Here is a 17,973-nt window from a genome sequence, read left to right as displayed (position 1 = left end):
ATGACTTTAGAGGCAGCACTTCCCATCTTGGCGGTGATGGCGGCGGCGAGCTACTTCCAGACCATCACCGGATTCGGTTTGGGCATGATCGCTGTGGGCGCCGCCAGCGGTCTTCATCTTGCGCCGGTGGCCACCATCGCGATGCTGGCGAGCCTTGTGACACTCGCAAACAGCGCAATGGCTCTGCCCGGCAAACTGCACCACATTGATTGGCGCGCCGTGGCGTTTGCTACTATCGGCATCCTTCCATCCGTAGTCATAGGCGTGCTGGCACTGGAGTACTTGAGCCGTGCTGCCTCCGGAATGCTTCACTTTGTTCTGGGCGCCGTGGTCATGTATGGTGGAATAACGGCAGCGTTTCGTCCCGCGCCATTGCAAGAGAGATCAAGCAATGGAAGCTTCCTGATGAGCGGGGTCTTCGGCGGTGTACTGAGCGGAATGTTTGGTGTTTCGGGTCCGCCGCTGATCTTCCAGTTCTATCGCCAGCCGTTTCCGCTCGTCGGGATCCGCTGCGCGTTGATTTTCATCTTCACTGTCACCTCGTCGACCCGGACCGCGTTCAATGCATGGCAAGGTCAAATTTCCCGGGAGACTCTGACACTAGCATTGGTGGCGGTCCCCGTCGTCGCGCTCGCCACGCTGATTGCCCGCGCCTGGCCACCACCCTTGTCACTGAAGGCGTCGCGACGGCTCGCCTATGGCGTACTCATGCTCATTGGGGCCGACCTCATGCTTCCAACCGTCCTTTCGGTGTTCAACTGAACTTTCGATCGGCGTCCGAACGCGGCCGTGCGCGCAGGAACTCCATTCCTTGCCCTCCACAGGGGTAGCTTTTCCCCAAGCCAACGTGGCCGAACGCCGGCCGGCACCTTAGCCCAGCGCTCGTCCCATCCATTGCACAATCTCCTGCAACAGCTTCATGCCAGGCACCTCGGTCAGATCTACAGGAAGGTTATGTCGATAGTACGGGCCTAAATCCAGACCAACGCCAAGGGCCATGATGCGCACATCGCGCTTCTGTTCGTGCGCACTCACCACCGCCCTCAGATGATTGTCGAGGTAGTAGGCGTCATTCGCCTGCCCTGTGGCGCAATCCATCGGACTGCCGTCTGAGATGACCATTAGGAAACGCCTCGTTTCAGGCCGAGCCAGGAGCCGGCCGCACGCCCACTCCACCGCTTCCCCGTCCACGCCCTCCCGAAAAAGATCCGCCTTCATTAATGCCGCAATATCGCTTCGCGACCGCCTCCAGCCACTAGCCGCATCCTTGAAAACCAAGTGGCAAGTTTCGTTGAGTCGGCCAGGGTGCGACTGCCGGCCGGCCGCCATCCAGTCGCGACGCGCCTTACCTCCATTCCAGTCACCGGTTGTAAATCCTAGGACCTCATTGGTCACGCCCAATTGATCAAGTGTTCTGGAGAAGACATCAACCATGACGGCAACGTTCGCGCCATGCTGCTTCATCGAACCGGAGCAATCGACGAGGAAAGTCATTGCGCAATCTGGGCGCGGCACGTCCAGATCGCGCCGAAATACCCGGCGCTCCCCAGGAGAACAGACGATCTGGGGCAATCGACGTCCATCTATGCGCCCCGACTCTTCCCCATCTGACCATCCGTCCCGTCTCGGCGTCGAAAACAGGTGGAGCATCAGCCGCGACAGCTTGCCGACGTTGATGTGCTGGGATGCGATCTGATGATCGAGCCGCGCCCGCAACTCGGCTAGTAGTGGACGCCGTACCAGGGAGCCAGCGTTGACCTCCCGATCGTAAGCCCGGGTATAGATGCGATAGCCGTCGGCGGACGCATCGAATACCTTACTCAATCCAGTGTCCACGGTTTCGATCGGATTCAGGTTCTCGACGTCACTATCCGACTCGACGGCAAGAATGGCCCTCGCCGCAGCGTAGCTAGTAGTCTGATCGCTACCATCACGGTTTGCACTGCCACGAAACTCCTCCTCCATCATCCCAGCTACCGCCTCGGCGTACTGCTTGGCATGGATCGCAAACTGGGCCTGCGAAGCGCGGTGGCGCCGCATTGCAGCGAGCGAGCCACCAATGCGATGAGAGATGCCGGCGCGCGTTGCTTCGATCAGATCTTCCGATTCACAAGTAAGGGGATAGCCGAGAAGTCGTGACCAGGCGATCTGAACCGCCGTGTACACCAGGATCCCGAACTGACTGTCTGCAAGGTTCGACCTCACGACCTCGTTGGACCAGCACTCGAAGCGGAGTTGCAGATTCTGCCGGACCCCACGCAAGCTCATTGGGACGAGAGATTCGCATCGAATCTGTTCCAGGACTTCAAACAGCATTCTGGCGGTCGGATCAACGGGGCGAACTCTTCGGTGAAGGATTCTGTCCGAGGATTTTTCCCGAAGTGCAAGCGCATCCGCGTCGCCCCGTAGCACCGCGCGTTTCGCAGACGATGCGTCCTGGACCGTCAACGCATGCGCTGGCAACGCCGCATGCCCGCGAAAAAGGCGTCCGGAACGGTAATGCAATCTGCCGTCGCCGGTCAAAGCACGTACCGCTGCAGCACACAGTAATGTGCGTTGCTGCTCGATGCGAGTCGACTGCCGTTCTGACATCATATCGGTAGCCCGGGTCAGTCAACGACACCCGTATCCTCGAGCTCCACGCCAAAGCAACGCTGGTAATACTCGGCCACAATTGGCCGTTCGGCAGGATCGCATTTATTGAGAAAGCTCAAGCGGAAGGCCATCAGCGGGTCACGGAAGATCTCGCAGTTCTCAGCCCACGTAATGACAGTGCGAGGCGACATCAGCACCGCAATGTCTCCCGAGGCAAATCCCTTCCGGGTCAGCTCTGCCAACGCGACCATGGATTCGACAAGTTCGCGACCAGACTCTGTGGCGAACTGCGGCACGCGCGCCACAACAATATCGATCTCTTGTTGGCGCTCCAGGTAATCGAGCGTGGCGACAACACTCCATCGATCGAGCTGGGCATGGTTCAGTAGCTGCGTGCCCTGATACATGCCATTGAGGTTGCCGAGCCCGACTGTGTTACTCGTCGCAAACATCCGGAACAGCGGATGCGGCTGGATGACGCGGTTCTGATCCAGCAGCGTGAACTTCCCTTCTCGCTCAAGGATGCGCTGGATCACAAACATAACGTCCGGCCGGCCAGCATCGTACTCGTCGAAGATCAACGCCACCGGGCGCTGAAGCGCCCACGGAACTATGCCTTCCTGGAATTCGCTGACTTGCAGGCCGTCCCGCAACACGATCGTGTCTTTGCCGACCAGATCCAGTCGGCTGATGTGGCCGTCAAGGTTGACCCGCACGCAGGGCCAGTTCAACCGGGCTGCCACCTGCTCGATGTGCGTCGACTTGCCGGTACCGTGCAAGCCCTGGACCATGACTCGACGATTATTCGAAAATCCCGCCAGAATTGCGAGAGTGACCTCCGGATCGAAGCGATAGACCGGATCGATCTCCGGCACGTGATCGTCTCGCTCGCTAAAGGCCGGTACCGTAAGGCTCGATTCAATCCCGAACGTATCGCGCACTGAAAGCTTCAGATCCGGCCTTTCCATCAGTTTCTCCTTCGAGCGTACGACGCCCGAGCTCTACAAGGCGACCCGCGGCAGATGACTCACATATAGGGCAACGAATGCCGAGAGTAGCGTCAGCCACGCACTGATCCAGATCATGACCAACGGTCGTGGCCGAGCCCGCATACCCTTCGCTTTCAGTTCTCTTCCTCTGAATCCGCAAGCCAGCGCAACGGCAAGGCTTGCAACTCCGACCAGGATCGCCAGCGCCCGGAAGGTGCTCTGCCCACTTACAGCCGCCCGTGCACAGCCCACGGCTATGACGGCGCTCGCCCAGCCTGTTCGCCCCCAAGCGAGCGATGTCCGCTCTGGCTGCACTCCTGGATCCCTCATATGCTCAACAGCACCGTGACTGTCACGCTGACGCAAAAAATTGCCGTGCCGAGCAGCGACTGGAGAATGCTGGAAGGAAGACTTCGGGCATGGCGCATGGCAACTTCATTTGCCTTCCAACGGAAGTAACAGGCCCCACCGGCAATGCATGCAGTCAGTGACAACGCAACGCACAGCATCTTAAGGGGAGCCGGATTAACGGCGTGTGTGGCGATCTGCTCGATCACCACGACGGTAGCGAGAAGCGCCAGCACCGTGCGTACCCACGCCAGGAACGTACGTTCATTGGCAAGGGAGAACCGATAGTCTGGGTCTTGCCCCTCCCGATACCACGGCACGTTTTGATCATTGCGCTGCATTGATTTCCTACTAATGTAGTTCGCTTCGATAAGAGGAAGAGATCAACAGAGATTCACGAAAACGCGGCAATGAAGCCCGTCATGGCAACCTGGATACCCATGACAAGACCTATCGCCGCCCCTCAATCACTGCGCGGAAAATTGCTGATACGCCTCGAAAGCACGGACGGAGTAGACGTAAGCCGCGCCAGTGTTCAGCGCCATCGCCGTACCCAGTGCGTCTGCAATCTCCGCTTCGGTGACGCCGGCGTTCTTGGCGGCGTTGGCATGCGCGGCGATACACGCATCGCAACGCGTCGTCACAGCAACCGCGAGCGCGATCAATTCCCGCGTTTTCGGATCCAGAGCGCCGTTGCCGTTTTGGCTAGCGTTGAATCCTTGATACGCAGCCATCAGCTTCGGCGCGGCCTTGGCAAGGGCTGCGCCCGCCTGCTTGTTCTTCTTGAACGATTCGATCCAGTCTTGCAGCATTTGTCTACCTTCTATGGTTGGGGTAAAAACTCCACGATCGCACGTTGGAAACCGATGGAGGGGGTGCTCCGAGGAGCGTGTCGCGTTACTCGGCAGAGATTCCAGCCTGTCGGATAACCTTGCCGTAGTTGGCCACATCGGCCTTGAGGATCGCGCGCATTTGGTCGGGCGTGGAAACCGCCGGTTCCGCGCCCTGTTTTCGCGCGAACTCCAGGACGGCTGGTGCCTGCATGCCAGCGAGGGCCTGCTGAATACGCTCGATCACCTGTGGCGGCGTGCCGGCGGGCGCCATAAGCCCCATCCACGACGTGGATTCAAAACCCGTAACCCCTGACTCGGCCAACGTCGGCACATTCGGCAGCGACGGTACCCGCTTGGCGCTGCCTACCGCCAATACCCGAACCTTGCCCGACTCCACGGCAGGCTGGATGGCCGTCAGGTTCATGAATGCGACCGGCACGTGTCCCGCCATCACATCCGACATTGCAGGGGTGCCGCCCTGATAACCGACATGCCGCATCTTTATGCCGGTCATCCGTCCGAACTGCTCCCCGGCCAAGTGTGCCGGGCTACCCGGGCCAGGCGTTGCATAGGCAATGCCATCCGCTTGGGACTTGGCGTAACTAATGAACTCCGTCACGGTCTTAGCCGGGAATGCGTTGTTGACCACCAACGCATTGGGCACTGAAAACAGCACCGCCACCGGCGCCAAGTCCTTTTGAACGTCGTATGATATTTTGGGGAACAGCGTCATGTTGATGGCATTCGTGCTGCTCGCAAAGAGCAGCGTGTAGCCGTCCGGCTTGGACTTCGCGACCAAGTCCGCACCAATGTTCGATCCCGCGCCGGGCTTGTTCTCCACCACCACCGGCTGCCCGACGCTGGCCGAAATCACACGCGCCGCCTGCCTCCCGAGCACGTCCGCCACGCCACCAGGGGCCCACGGAACAATCATTCGGATTGGCTTTTCCGGCCATTTTGTTTGTGCCATGGCACCCGTACAGACGGCTGCCCCGCAGAACATCACTGCGGCAAGGGCGATTTTCTTGAGCATGTCTTGTCTCCGGTAAAGGCGCCTCTGTGGGCGCTCTTTCACATTCACGCTGGATGTCTACATAAGTCGATTCTGATGCGGCGCGAGTTCGCTGTCGGCGCGCCGAGCAATGACGTTTCGCTCACCAACCCGATGAAATAGGTTGGCAGGACTAGCGATAGTTGATGCACGTATCTAGCGAGGCGATGTCCCGATGAATCATCGCCTCGCGATGGACTACGACTGGGCGAGGCGGCTGTCGAAGTCTTGTTGGTTTGCCAGCCAGGCGAGGGTCCGTTGTGCATCCGAGCGTCTGGCTGCTTCGTTGGCATATTGCACAACGATGTCGCGCTGGGCGTGGCTTGCCCCCACCTCCTGCAGCAGCGGACGAAGCTTATGGATCAGGGAGAGGCACTTATCGAACTCCCCTTCCTCAAAAGCAAGAATGCCTTCGCATGCGTCCAAGCCTACACGTCGAATCGCTTGGGCAACATGCATATCGCTGTCGCTTGCATAGTCTTTCATCGACTGAATGTGGGCTCTGGCCGCGCCGAATCGCCGCTCCCGGGCAAGCGACATCACGGAATGCAGATCGGTGAAGACCAATGCATGGTCATCGCGATGCGCTTCTGCATAGTCTGCGAGGAGCTTCCAACGCGCGCCGACTTTGGCGCCCTTGAATTCGACGCGCGCCAGGAAAGACGCGGCATTCTGAATGTCCAGGTAGAAGTCCGAGTCGCCGGTGTAGATGGCCTTGTCGTAGAGCGCCAAGGCCGACTCGATATCGCCCGCCTCCAGCGTGAAGAGACCGAGATGCCACCAGAGATGACCGCGAAACGGATTGCGGTCGTCCCACTTGTCGAGGGGTACCGCGAACCATTCGCGCCCTTCCGCATGGCGGCCCTGCATCTCGAACACGTGCGCGACTGCATGCACGGCCCACAGGTCGTCCGGACAGCGCGCCACGGCATCTCGCCCGTATTCCTCCGCCATGGTGAAGTGACCGTTCTCCTGCAAACCGAAGGCCAACATGCCCAGGACGTTGCCGTAGTTGGGCATTTCCGGCGTCCATGCCGGAAGCGCTGCAGCCGGCACCGATTGAAGGACTTCGGTTCGCCCCATCCAAAAGCTCACGAAGTGGTGCAAACGCAGCGCGAGAATGTCATGCGGATGGTCGATCAGGATCTGCTGCCACTGCGCGCAGGCGGAATGCAGGTCTCCCAGCCGCCAGAATTCAAGCGCCCGGACGTGTCGCTGCTCCCGTAGCGACGCATTCTGAGCGCATCGCTTTGCATTCTCCAGCGCGACACTGGCGTTGTCGTACACGTTGAAGCTGCTGTACATCATCAGCATGTAGCCACGCAGACAATGGGCCATACAGAATGATGGTTCGATCTCCAACGCATGCTTGACGCTGGGCATGGCCGTCAGCCGATACTCCAGAAGGTCTGACATCGCCTGGTTGTAAGCGGCCAGGGCGGTGGAGTTCTCTACGGTGATTGCGAGGTCTTGATTGTCGAACATGGAAGTCACACTAATCTGTACCGAACTGTCGGCCGCGCCCGGCGCGGCCGACGCCCATCTGACGTCTATCGCCTAGCGCTTGGCATTAGGAATCAGGCTCGCCTCCTCGTCGGTGAGCGGCTTGGGCTCAGCCTGAACGACCGGCTCGTAGTAGGGGAAACGCGCGCGCCCCTTGACGGCGTTGGTTCCTTCCGCATCGCCACCACCCCGCACGTAGCGCGACTTGTCACCGTGGCGGAACTCGAACGACCAGTTGTCGCGCTTCTCGTTCTTCACCAGCGACCACAGCAGTTGTCGCGAGGCTTGACTGCGCAGCACGCGCTCGTTGAGGGCATCGGGACACCATCCTTCGAGCACCGTGTCATGCATACGGCGCTCGATTTCGGAAAATTCCGGATCGCCGCACAGGTTCTTCTGCTCGTTCGGATCCGATTCCAGATCGAAAAGCATGGATTCGTGCCCGTGCGTGTAGGTGTACTTGAAGCTCCCTTCGCGCACCATACGGCAAGGGGCGCAGACGCCCATGTCGCTGTACTCCGAGAAAGCCCGGTCGCTCCAGCCGGTTCCCGTGCCGGTCATCAGGCCAGTCATATCGCGGCCATCGATCTCGGTGACGGTGTCGACCTTTCCGTCGTCGGCAACCGACATCAGGGTCGGCATCAAGTCCACGAGCGAGACGTTCTTCTCGACTACCTTGGCCTTGGGCAGGCCGGGGCCGCCGATAATGAGAGGAATCCGGGTGGCGTTCTCAAAGAACGTCTGCTTGAACCACATGCCGCGCTCACCCATCATGTCGCCGTGATCGGCCGTGAACACGATGATGGTGTCTTCCAGAAGCTTCGTCTGCTTCAGAATCTTCATCATCTCGCCAAGCTTGTCGTCCACATAGCTGATCATGGCGTAGTACGCGTGACGAGCATTCTTCGTATGTTCATCCGTGACCTTGAGGCGATCGCGGCCATGCGAGTAGTAGAGCCACTTGCTATGCGTATCAAGCTGGTCGAGCGGAATGGGGCCGACTTTCGGCATATCGATCTCATCGTGATCGTAGCGGTCCCAGTGTTCCTGCGATGCGGTGAACGGCGAGTGGGGGTGTGTCAGAGACACCGTGAGGAAGAACGGCTTGTCACGGGATTGGCGCGCCAGATCATAGATCTTCTGATTCGCCATGAAGGTGGTTTCTTCATCGTAGTCGAGCTGCAGGCTGCGGAAGCAAGGTCCCGCCTCGACTACGGCACGCATGTTGATGCCGGTCGGTGCATTGCGGGGGCCGGCTTTCCAGTCCGGCACCCATGCAAAGTCAGCAGGATAGATATCCGTGACCAGCCGCTCCTGGTACCCATGGAGCTGATCCGGCCCGACGAAGTGCATCTTGCCGGAGAGGGTCGTCGCATAGCCGAGACGACGCAGGTAATGCAGCAGCGTCGGCGTGGACGCCGTCAACTCCGCAGCATTGTCGAATGCATCGATGCTCCACGGCAGACAACCGCTAAGCATGGCGTAACGCGACGGTGCGCAGATCGGCGAGTTGGTATACGCGTTCTTGAACGTGACACCCTGCTCGCTCAGCGCAGCAATATTCGGTGCCTTGACCACGTCGTTGCCATACGCCGTCAGCGCGTTGGCGGTCAATTGGTCGGCCATGAACAGAATAATATTCGGGCGGCGCATTCCAGTGTCTCCTTTCGTGGATAGCATGTTTTGGGTTTCGGATGTAGCAGGTTAATTCTGGACCTAATGGGGAGGGAACAACTACGAGACAATCTCCATGGTTTTCCCTGTATTGATGCTTCGGGACCGGCCCGTTCCCTTACCGCTATAGTCTTCGCGAATGATGTCGGCGGCCTTCTCCGCCACCATGATGGCTGGGGCATTCGTATTGCCGGACACAAGTGTCGGCATCACCGAACAGTCGACTACGCGCAGGCCCTGGACGCCGTGCACCCTCAGGCGTGAATCGACCACCGACATGTCGTCGGTTCCCATCTTTGCCGTGCCAATCGGATGAAAGATGGTCGCGCCGTGGTTCCTGCAGAACTCCAGCAGTTCCTCGTCAGAGTTGGTCTCCGGGCCAGGCTTGAACTCGCGCTTTACATACGGACGCATTGCCGCCGAATTGGCGATTTCCCGAGCGGCCCGGACGCCAGCAATGGTCGTCCGTTGATCGAGCTCCGTCGCAAGGTAGTACCCCTGCATTTCTGGCGCGGCCAACGGGTCCGGCGAAGAGATCCGCACGTAGCCCTTCGATTCGGGGCGCAGTTGGCAGATCGACAGTGTGAAGCCAGAGAACGGATGAACTTTCCCGCCGGCCATGTCAGCAGACAGTGTGGAGACGTGAAACTGGATGTCGGGTGTGGCAGCCACCGGCCGACCGTGCTCATCCTTGAGAGCACGCATAAAGCAACCGCCTTGGTTGATACCCACTGCCAGCGGACCGCTGCGATATAGCAGCCACTGCAGACCAATCTTGGCCTTGCCGATCCAGGAATTGAGTTCGTCGTTCGTGGTGATCGGCTTGGTGCATTCGTAGTAGAGCCGTACCTGCAGGTGATCCTGCAAGTTTTCGCCAACGCCCTTCAGATCCTGCACGACGGGAATCCCGAACTTTGCGAGCAGATCCTTCGGGCCAATACCCGACAATTGCAACAGTTGCGGTGACTGAATGGCACCCGCTGCCAGCAGCACCTCGGCGCGGCAGCGAGCCGAGCGCCTGACCCCGGCCTGCATATAGTTCACGCCAACGACCCGGCGTCCCTCATAGATCAGTCCAGTCGCCTGAGCTTCCGTTTCGACGCAAAGGTTCGGGCGGTTCCGTGCCGGCGTCAGAAAGGCGCGCGCCGTGCTGCAGCGGCGGCCACGATCGGTTGTGAGCTGATAGTACCCAGCGCCCTCTTGGGTCGCGCCGTTGAAGTCGTCGTTGCGCGGAACACCCGTCTGTTCTGCCCCCGCAATGAATGCCTCGATCAGTTCGTGCTTCTTGCCCACATCCGAAATCTTGAGCGGGCCTTCGCCACCGTGATACATGCTCGCGCCACGCTGGTTGCCTTCCGACTTCCGGAAGTACGGCAGAACTTCGTCGAAAGACCATCCCTCATTGCCGAGCGCCGACCACAGGTCGTAATCCTCGCGTTGCCCCCGGATATAGATCAGACCATTGATCGAGCTTGAACCACCGAGCGTCTTTCCGCGCGGCCAGTAGATCCGTCGGTTATTCATGCCCGGATCCGGCTCCGTTTCGAAGCGCCAGTTGACACGCGAATCCCACATCGTCTTGCCGTAACCGATCGGGAGATGAATCCACATCGACTTGTCTGGCGGACCCGCTTCCAGCAGAAGCACGCGCGTATTGGGGTTTTCAGTCAAACGCGCTGCGAGCGTGGCTCCCGCGGAGCCGGCTCCCACAATGATGAAATCGAATTCTTCAGACATGTCTCACTCGCCTGTCGTGTTGTGATCGTAGTGAAAGCATCTTAGACAATGTTTATTTGGAACGCAACGTTCCATTTCTAAATATCTACCCTCATGAAGCCGGAACAGTACAGGGGTTAACCCTCGAAGCCAGCATGCATCGGGCGGGAGAGTTCCAAAACGCACATCGTTGGGTGCCAAATGCGGACCACTCACCGCTCCCGGGATGTCGCTGCAATGCGCGCCGGCATTCAGTGGATCGCCGAACTGGCGGCACGGCGCGGATGAACTCAACCCTTTCCCAGGATCGCGCAACCCGGAGTGCCTAGCGCCTCCGCGGCGGGCAGGTATTGGTGCCGCGCACCGAAGCATTGACGACCCGTCGGAGCGTCGGCACTACCAACTCGTCCGGGTCAGCGCAAATGTGCGAGGCACAGTGGAATAAATCGGTTCGTGAAAAGGTTTACCGCTTTGCAGTCCATCGCAAACCTCTCATGGAGACCCATATGTTCAAGAGAATTTTCGTCGCATCGGCAATGGCATTCACGGCATTGAGCGCAGTCGCTGCGCCCGCGGCTTCCGACGCCCAGACCCACTTTCAAGCTATCGCTGCAGGAGATGTCGCAGCGGTGATGCACGGCTACGCAGACGCAGCGCACTTCGTCTGGGTCGGTGGGCCTTTGGACGGGACCTATACAGGCGTCGACGCCATTCGCCAAGTCTGGGAAAAATTCACCAAGTCTCAGGGCACCATGAAGGTCGCGGTGGACAAGGTCGAGGAAGCCTCGAATCCGAAGGGTTCTAGCGTGACGGCCAATGTCACGTTTCAGGGCAAGCAGCCTATTAAAGTCCGCTACGTGCTGACGTATCGCGACAACAAGATCGTCAGCGAAACGTGGCAAATCGACCCGAAGCTGGGTCCGGCCACGTACTGAAGATTCGGATGTAGCGAGGTGGCAGCGTTCTGCCACCTGCTCTCGGCGAGGCCGAGGCAAAGGGCTCGACGGCCTTGGGCGAGCCCTTTGCGTCTCGCCGACCGCCGCGTTCGAGGCGAACATGGCGCGCAATGCTGAGCGCCCCACGAAGCGTGGGGCGCTACACGAGACTGCATATCGTGAAGTGCGATGCCGGCTATCCCGCTGCCCAGTAGTCGTCTACTCCTTCAGGCAGGTTCAGACGAGGAGCATGCCGAGCGCCGCACCGGCCACCATAAGAAAGACGAACAGCAGACCCGCGAGTACCAATGGCGCTCGTCCCGCGCGGAGGAGATCACCAATGCGTGTTTGCAGCCCAATGGCCAGCATCGCACAGGCGAGCATCCAGTTGTCCAGCGCTGTCAGCCCGGGTTTCCAGGCCGACGGTACCAACTCAGCGGAATTCACACCCATCACGGCGACGAATGCGATCGCGAACCAGGGGACCGACTTAAGCAGGCCCCGCAGATTTCGCGAGTCGCTGGATTCCTGCGACCAACTGGTCTTCGGCCAGAGCGCCATGACTAGCAGCAGCGGCGCCAATGCCAGCACCCGGACCATCTTGGTGACGACAGCCGCATCGGCCGTGGCGTCGCTCACCATCTTGCCTGCCGCGATCACCTGGGCAACTTCATGCAGCGTTGCACCAGTAAAAATGCCGAAGCTCTTCTCGCTAATGGCCAGGTGCCAGTGCTGGGTCAGCAGTTCATACATCCAAGGGTAAAGGAACATTCCCGCAGTACCAAACAGCACGACCGTCGCGACCGCCACTGCGGTTTGCCGGTCATTGGTCCTCACGACGGACGACACCGCAATTGCTGCCGCTGCACCACACACCGCGCTCCCGGCGCTCACCAGTATGGCTTCACGCCGACTCAGACCCAACACGCTGGATCCTAGCCAGGTTCCGACAATCAGGGTTCCAACAAGCATCGCCAGTGGCAGGACCACACCACCGACCCCAAGGGCCGCAATCGCGCCAAACGTCAGGCGAAGCCCATAGAGGGCAACACCCCAGCGCAGCAGGTAGTGCCGGGCAAATTGCATCCCCGGCGCCAGTGGCATAAGCCACTCCTTGGGCATGGTGTTAGCTGCCACCATGCCCGCGCCAATGGCAAGCGTCAACGCCGAGAGACCGTATCCCGAAATGGTCGGATGGTTCGCCAACGATTGCGCGAGCCACGCGATTGCGGCCAACGGAATCAGCGTCAGGATGCGCTGCCGCCATAGGGTCAATCCCGACGGAGGGGCGATGGATGAAGCAGTGGAAGGGGCCGGCGCAGTCGACATAGGAGAGCTCAGAGAATGACAGTTGTGTTGTCAGCCTAAGCGCCGCCACTTGACCAGTAAAACTGGATATATCGCTAAGTCTTACCCAAAATCCCGATTTGACGTCATCGCACCACCATGTTATGGAACATATTGTACCTATTACTGGCTATGTTCATTTCTTTTTGGTCCTTTTCGTTCCACTTCATCCGAGATATGATCCTGTCCACGGACGAGCATTTGCCGGTACTCGCCCGCACAAACAAAAATGGAGACAAGGCATCATGAATCGACGACGCGCCATGCTGGCGATCGCAGGCAGCACCACGTGCGCACTTTTCCCCGAACTCGGAAACGCCCAGGCAGCTTGGCCCTCGAAGCCCATCAAGCTAGTTGTGCCCTACCCTGCGGGAGCCATTTCTGACTATTTGGGTCGCTACATTGGTCGCGTTCTGTCCACGGAGCTGGGCACACCCGTTGTCGTGGAAAACAAGCCGGGAGCTGGGACCAATATCGGGTCGGACTCTGTCGCCAAAGCAGCCCCGGACGGCTACACCTTGCTCTTGGCGAGTAGCACGAACGCCGTGAACGTCACGCTCTTTCCCAAGCTGACCTATAGCCCGACCCGCGATCTGACGCCAATCTCGATCATTGCCGACGTGCCGAACTGCCTGGTGGTCAATCGTGATTTCAAGGCGAATACCGTCGCCGATCTGATCAAAGCGGCCAAAAGCGATCCGGGCGGCTTGGCTTACGCCTCCGCAGGTCCAGGCAGCCCTGCGCACCTTGCCGCGGAAATGTTCAATCGCATGGCGGGTGTGCAGATCCGGAACATCTCCTATAAAGGCGCCAGTCCTGCGATGGCAGATGTGATCGCCGGACATGTTCCCATTGTGTTTTCCCACCTCGCCGCAGTGCGCGGTGCGTATGACGCCGGGAAGGTGAAAATCCTGGCCGTTGCAAGCAAGTCGCGGTGGCCGGTACTGCCCAACATTCCCACGATTGCGGAATCGGGCGTTGCCGGCTACGAAGCAGGGGCATGGTACGGACTCATGGCACCGGCTGGCACGCCGAAGCCCATCCTGGACCGACTGCAAGCCGCGTTGAGCAAGATGCGAACACCGGCTACCGCCGAAGCGATACGCCAACAGGGAGCAGATCTGCGGATTAGTGGCGCAGAAGATCTGAAGACGCGCCTTGACAGTGACATCAAGACTTACGCCGCGCTGATCAAGACAGCAGGCATCGTGGTCGAGTAGCGACAACCACGCATCGTGAAGACCGGTACCATTTGTGTGGTACCGGCGTCCTGGAATCTACAGAAGGCCTCGCATTCTTGCCGCGGCTTCGCGCAAGGCGGGCAGCTTACCAATTGCGGATTCGACGTTCATGCGTGCCGATGGCGCATGAACGGAGATTGCGGCCCTCGCGATCCCTTGTCCGTCAAGCACAGGTACGGCAATAGCCACCAAGCCAGGAATGAATTCCTCCTGATCCAATGCATACCCATTGACGGCGATCTTCTCGCACTCTGTGCGCAAAGCTTGCGTAGACGTGATGCTAGTCGGCGTAAGCGGTTCCAATGGCAACTGGGCCAACAGTGCCTCTCGCTGAGCCGGCGCCATCAACCCCAGGAACAACTTGCCGCTGGCGGTGCAGTGGAGAGGTACATGAGCTCCCGCATCAAGCGTCAGGCGCCAAGGCCACGGGGCTTCCACGCGATCCAGATACATCACGCTGGCGCCATCCAGCGTGGTGAAATTGCATGTCTCACCGACCTCTTGTACCAGAGAGGCGAGAACCTCGTGGCGAAGTCCTCGCAATCCGTCGTGGTTCAGGGTATCGAGTGCAAGCCGACGGAGCGTTGGGCCCACCACATAGAATCGCTCATCAACATCCCGCGCAAGGTATCCACTCGCGAGGAGCTGCGCACACAATCGATGGGTGGTCGCCTTCGGCAGGCCCAGCTCTGCGACAAGATCCGCCAAGGTCATCGCACGGCTGGCCCCCGCTACAGCATGCAGCAGCCTCAGCGTTCGGTCGGCCATGGCACCGCCAAGCGACGGTGCGCCCGATACGGCAGCGTCAGCCGCGGGCGTGTTCTTGGCGGGCGCCGAAACCCTCCCATTCAATTTCTTAGGTTTCGTGTTCCGACCGATTCGTTGAGTTTCCATGGCTTGGTCTTGGTGAACTGAGGGGGCAGGCCCATCCCGCCCGTCGAGTACCGTCCACTGGACCCGTGCGATGAAATCGTTCCATTTCAACGGGTCAGGACGCTCCAATGTTGAATAAATGGTATCACGGGCGGATTCGCTATCAACTATTACGCAGGGTTCACAGCAGATCCGCCATCTGTTTCGCGGCACGATGGAGCGCCGGCAATTTGGCCACAGCATCCGTGGCGGTCATGCGGACCGCGGGACCATGAACGGATATGGCCCCCCAGACCTTTCCTGCCGCGTCTAGGACTGGAACAGCAATCGCAACCAGGCCGGGGACAAACTCCTCACGATCCAGCGCATATCCGTATCCGGCGATCTCCGCACACTCACGTCGCAGTGCCTCGAGCGAGACGATGGTGGCCGGCGTGAGCGCGTCCATGCAGCTTTGCGCCATCAGTTGTTCACGCCGTCCATGCGGCATCAGGGCCAAAAAAAGCTTGCCGCTTGCCGTGCAATGCAATGGGACCTTTGCACCTGGCTCAAGAGTCAGGCGCCAAGGCCACGGCGCCTCCACGCGATCCAGGTAAAGCACACTTGCGCCGTCCAAGGTAGTGAAATTGCTGCTCTCCCCTACCTCAGCGACGAGTTCCATCAGAACGCTTTGTCGTTTGGCCCGGAGTTCCCGTCGATTGAGTGCATTCAGCGCCAGACGCCGAAGCGCCGGGCCCCGAACATAGTGGCCGTCCGCCAAGTCTCGCGCAAGGTAGCCCTGTGTCACGAGGCCACTACAGATTCGTTCAATGGTGGACTTCGACAGCGCGAGGTGGCTGGAAAGCTCTACGGCAGTGGCGCCGCGACTAGCACCTGCGACGAGACCCAGGATGCGCAGGGTGTAATCGGCGGAAGTCGCGTTTGGCACAAGACTTCCGTCTTGGGACGAGTTGCCATTCTCAGTTTGTTCGCAATAAGCCATAAAGATCCTGCGGGTTCGCGCGTTGCTAGGTCCCCCACCAGGGCGACCTCCGAGACGGTTCGTCGTGCGCCGCGGAATGCGAATCGTCGATAACCCACTGGATCGCGCAGGTTGCAGACGCGTGATAGATGAGCATTAACCAGTGCCGGGACGCCACCCTGAAGGCACCAAGCCGCCGCAGTACTTCCCGCCACCGACTGAAATGTCGAAGCATCGCTGGACCTCGCTTTTGGGGACAGAGTTTGCGCTTACGCGCCCACACACTCAAGCATAGTGGAACATTTCGTTCCATTCATTACCGTTTACCCGAACTTTCGCCACTAAAGCGGCGCAGAGTCCTCGTCAGGACACTCTGTGGTTGCCGTGAGCTCATTTATAAAGGGTAAACCCTAGAAATGAAACGTTGCGTTCCATTGTTTTGGCTTATAACATTCACAAAAAAGACCAATGGTCCCATTCACAAAGATGAACGGGCGACAGGACAGCACTGGAGACAACTCGTGGCAACTGGCAAGGCATCAGTCCCGGAATCACTCGAACAACGCCCCCCTCGGCAAGCATGGGTCGTCGTAGCCCTGCTTTCCGTTTTCATGATGATCAACTTCGCTGACAAGGCGATCATTGGCCTAGCCGCGGTGCCGATCATCAAGGAGCTCAATCTCACCCACGAGGAGTTTGGCCGCGTAGGCAGCTCTTTCTTTTTGCTCTTCTCCATTTCCGCCATCCTTGGTGGATTCATCGCCAATCGCGTGTCGAGCAAGGTGGTTATCGCCTCAATGGCCTTGCTTTGGGCCATTGTCCAGCTCCCGATGATCGGCGCGGTGACCCTGCCGATGCTTATCGCCAATCGGGTCATCCTCGGCGCGGGCGAAGGTCCAGCCTACCCAGTCGCGCTACACGCCGTATACAAGTGGTTCTCCGACAAGCAGCGGACTTTTCCTTCCGCACTAGTCGGTATCGGATCAGTCCTCGGCACAGGCATCTCGGCGCCGCTCCTGACGTGGATCATCGTCAGCTACGACTGGCACGCCGCCTTCGGTTTTCTCGGCGTGGTCGGCCTGGTCTGGCTCGTTTTCTGGCTGGTGTTCGGCAAGGAAGGCACAGGTTGTGGGACCCGCGCAGGTGGAGTGGGATGCAATGAACTTCCGCGAATCCCCTATCGCAAGCTCCTGACCTGTCGCACCGCTGTCGGCTCAATGCTGGGTTCGTTCTCTGCGTACTGGGCGCTCACACTGGCGGTGATTTGGCTACCGGTGTTTCTGGTAAAGGGCGTTGGATATTCGGCCACGCAGGCAGGCTGGATTGTGGCCCTGCCCTCCGTGGCGCAGATCTTCCTGGCGCCGTCTATAGGCTTTGCTTCACAGCGTCTCCTGGCACGTGGATGGAGCAGTCGGGCCGCCAGAGGCTTGCTCGGCGGTAGCTGCGTCATGGTCTCAGGCCTTTCCATGATTGGGCTTTCCCGTATCGATGGTGGCCTCTTGCAGATCCTGCTGATCATCGGGAGCTTCGCTACCGGCAGCGTCATGATCAACCTTGGCGCAGCGCTCATTGCAGAAATCAGCCCTTCCACGCAACGGGGTGCAATGCTCGGCATCAACAACGCCGTCTATACGTTGGCTGGCATCGGCGCACCGTGGGTCATGGGACACGCAGTGGATATTGGCGTGGACACGTATGCGGGTTTTCGCTCCGGCTTCGCCTTTGCCGGCACATTGATTCTCTTGGGCGGCCTCACAGCCATCTTCTTGATTCGCCCCAAGCAGGATATCGACAGGTTTCAGCAAGGTGCCCAGCGGTCCGACGTCATCGATCAAGGGCAACGATCGGCAGTTCGAATGGGGTAACCGCCAATCGTCTCCCGTCGGGCCGTCCAGCACCCGGTCCAT

The 17,973-nt window shown here is 59.4% G+C and carries 16 protein-coding genes; 4 read left to right on the top strand and 12 right to left on the bottom strand.

Translation table 11 applies throughout. From position 1 onward, the window contains the following. Positions 1 to 762, top strand: coding sequence for a sulfite exporter TauE/SafE family protein (locus tag AC1RKI_RS07460; protein ID WP_144198168.1), 762 nt, complete (start codon positions 1 to 3; stop codon positions 760 to 762). A gap of 108 nt (positions 763 to 870) precedes the next feature. Here the strand turns inward: AC1RKI_RS07460 and AC1RKI_RS07455 are convergent, their stop codons facing one another. The 9 genes from AC1RKI_RS07455 to AC1RKI_RS07415 all read right to left on the bottom strand — a co-directional run bounded on the left by AC1RKI_RS07455 (position 871) and on the right by AC1RKI_RS07415 (position 10,730). Next, complete coding sequence (locus AC1RKI_RS07455; RefSeq protein WP_144198167.1) at positions 871 to 2,595, bottom strand: cobaltochelatase CobT-related protein; 1,725 nt, start codon at positions 2,593 to 2,595, stop codon at positions 871 to 873. 14 nt (positions 2,596 to 2,609) lie between these two features. Further along, on the bottom strand, positions 2,610 to 3,563 hold the full coding sequence (locus AC1RKI_RS07450) for an AAA family ATPase (RefSeq protein ID WP_144198166.1): 954 nt from the start codon (positions 3,561 to 3,563) through the stop codon (positions 2,610 to 2,612). Between the two features lie 33 nt (positions 3,564 to 3,596). Continuing rightward, the gene (locus AC1RKI_RS07445; RefSeq protein WP_144198165.1) at positions 3,597 to 3,914 is read right to left on the bottom strand and encodes a DUF202 domain-containing protein; all 318 of its coding nucleotides are present in this window, start codon (positions 3,912 to 3,914) and stop codon (positions 3,597 to 3,599) included. Beyond that, positions 3,911 to 4,273 carry a YidH family protein gene (locus AC1RKI_RS07440; RefSeq protein WP_144198164.1) on the bottom strand — a complete coding sequence of 121 codons (363 nt, stop codon included), beginning with the start codon at positions 4,271 to 4,273 and terminating at the stop codon, positions 3,911 to 3,913. The genes AC1RKI_RS07445 and AC1RKI_RS07440 overlap by 4 nt, the downstream gene beginning before the upstream one ends. Before the next feature lie 126 nt (positions 4,274 to 4,399). Continuing rightward, positions 4,400 to 4,744 (bottom strand): carboxymuconolactone decarboxylase family protein, encoded by a 345-nt coding sequence (locus AC1RKI_RS07435; RefSeq protein WP_144198163.1) that lies wholly within the window; start codon positions 4,742 to 4,744, stop codon positions 4,400 to 4,402. A gap of 85 nt (positions 4,745 to 4,829) precedes the next feature. After that, positions 4,830 to 5,798 (bottom strand): Bug family tripartite tricarboxylate transporter substrate binding protein, encoded by a 969-nt coding sequence (locus AC1RKI_RS07430; protein ID WP_144198162.1) that lies wholly within the window; start codon positions 5,796 to 5,798, stop codon positions 4,830 to 4,832. A 216-nt stretch (positions 5,799 to 6,014) separates the two neighbouring features. Further along, complete coding sequence (locus tag AC1RKI_RS07425) at positions 6,015 to 7,301, bottom strand: tetratricopeptide repeat protein (RefSeq protein ID WP_144198161.1); 1,287 nt, start codon at positions 7,299 to 7,301, stop codon at positions 6,015 to 6,017. 72 nt (positions 7,302 to 7,373) lie between these two features. Continuing rightward, the gene (gene betC / locus AC1RKI_RS07420) at positions 7,374 to 8,972 is read right to left on the bottom strand and encodes a choline-sulfatase (protein WP_160473968.1); all 1,599 of its coding nucleotides are present in this window, start codon (positions 8,970 to 8,972) and stop codon (positions 7,374 to 7,376) included. A gap of 81 nt (positions 8,973 to 9,053) precedes the next feature. Beyond that, on the bottom strand, positions 9,054 to 10,730 hold the full coding sequence (locus AC1RKI_RS07415; RefSeq protein ID WP_144198159.1) for a GMC family oxidoreductase: 1,677 nt from the start codon (positions 10,728 to 10,730) through the stop codon (positions 9,054 to 9,056). Between the two features lie 485 nt (positions 10,731 to 11,215). On the opposite strand from AC1RKI_RS07415, the gene AC1RKI_RS07410 reads away from it, so the two are divergent. Continuing rightward, positions 11,216 to 11,644 carry a nuclear transport factor 2 family protein gene (locus tag AC1RKI_RS07410; RefSeq protein ID WP_144198158.1) on the top strand — a complete coding sequence of 143 codons (429 nt, stop codon included), beginning with the start codon at positions 11,216 to 11,218 and terminating at the stop codon, positions 11,642 to 11,644. A gap of 237 nt (positions 11,645 to 11,881) precedes the next feature. On the opposite strand, the gene AC1RKI_RS07405 is transcribed toward AC1RKI_RS07410, so the two are convergent. Then, positions 11,882 to 12,973, bottom strand: coding sequence for a YeiH family protein (locus tag AC1RKI_RS07405; protein ID WP_144198157.1), 1,092 nt, complete (start codon positions 12,971 to 12,973; stop codon positions 11,882 to 11,884). 263 nt (positions 12,974 to 13,236) lie between these two features. Here AC1RKI_RS07405 and AC1RKI_RS07400 point away from each other — a divergent pair, with 263 nt between their 5' ends. Continuing rightward, positions 13,237 to 14,211: a Bug family tripartite tricarboxylate transporter substrate binding protein gene (locus AC1RKI_RS07400; protein ID WP_160473969.1), complete on the top strand. Its 975-nt coding sequence runs from the start codon at positions 13,237 to 13,239 to the stop codon at positions 14,209 to 14,211. Positions 14,212 to 14,268: 57 nt separating this feature from the next. Here the strand turns inward: AC1RKI_RS07400 and AC1RKI_RS07395 are convergent, their stop codons facing one another. Beyond that, complete coding sequence (locus AC1RKI_RS07395; protein ID WP_144198155.1) at positions 14,269 to 15,126, bottom strand: IclR family transcriptional regulator; 858 nt, start codon at positions 15,124 to 15,126, stop codon at positions 14,269 to 14,271. Positions 15,127 to 15,286: 160 nt separating this feature from the next. After that, on the bottom strand, positions 15,287 to 16,087 hold the full coding sequence (locus AC1RKI_RS07390) for an IclR family transcriptional regulator (protein ID WP_144198154.1): 801 nt from the start codon (positions 16,085 to 16,087) through the stop codon (positions 15,287 to 15,289). A 500-nt stretch (positions 16,088 to 16,587) separates the two neighbouring features. Between AC1RKI_RS07390 and AC1RKI_RS07385 the strand changes: the two genes are divergently transcribed. Next, the gene (locus AC1RKI_RS07385) at positions 16,588 to 17,931 is read left to right on the top strand and encodes an MFS transporter (protein WP_227460934.1); all 1,344 of its coding nucleotides are present in this window, start codon (positions 16,588 to 16,590) and stop codon (positions 17,929 to 17,931) included. Positions 17,932 to 17,973: the final 42 nt, after the last annotated feature.

The organism is Cupriavidus sp. GW822-FHT06G04, from assembly GCF_058799075.1.
The sequence above is the reverse complement of the archived record's forward strand: the minus strand, read 5'-3'. Positions and strand labels throughout refer to the sequence as shown.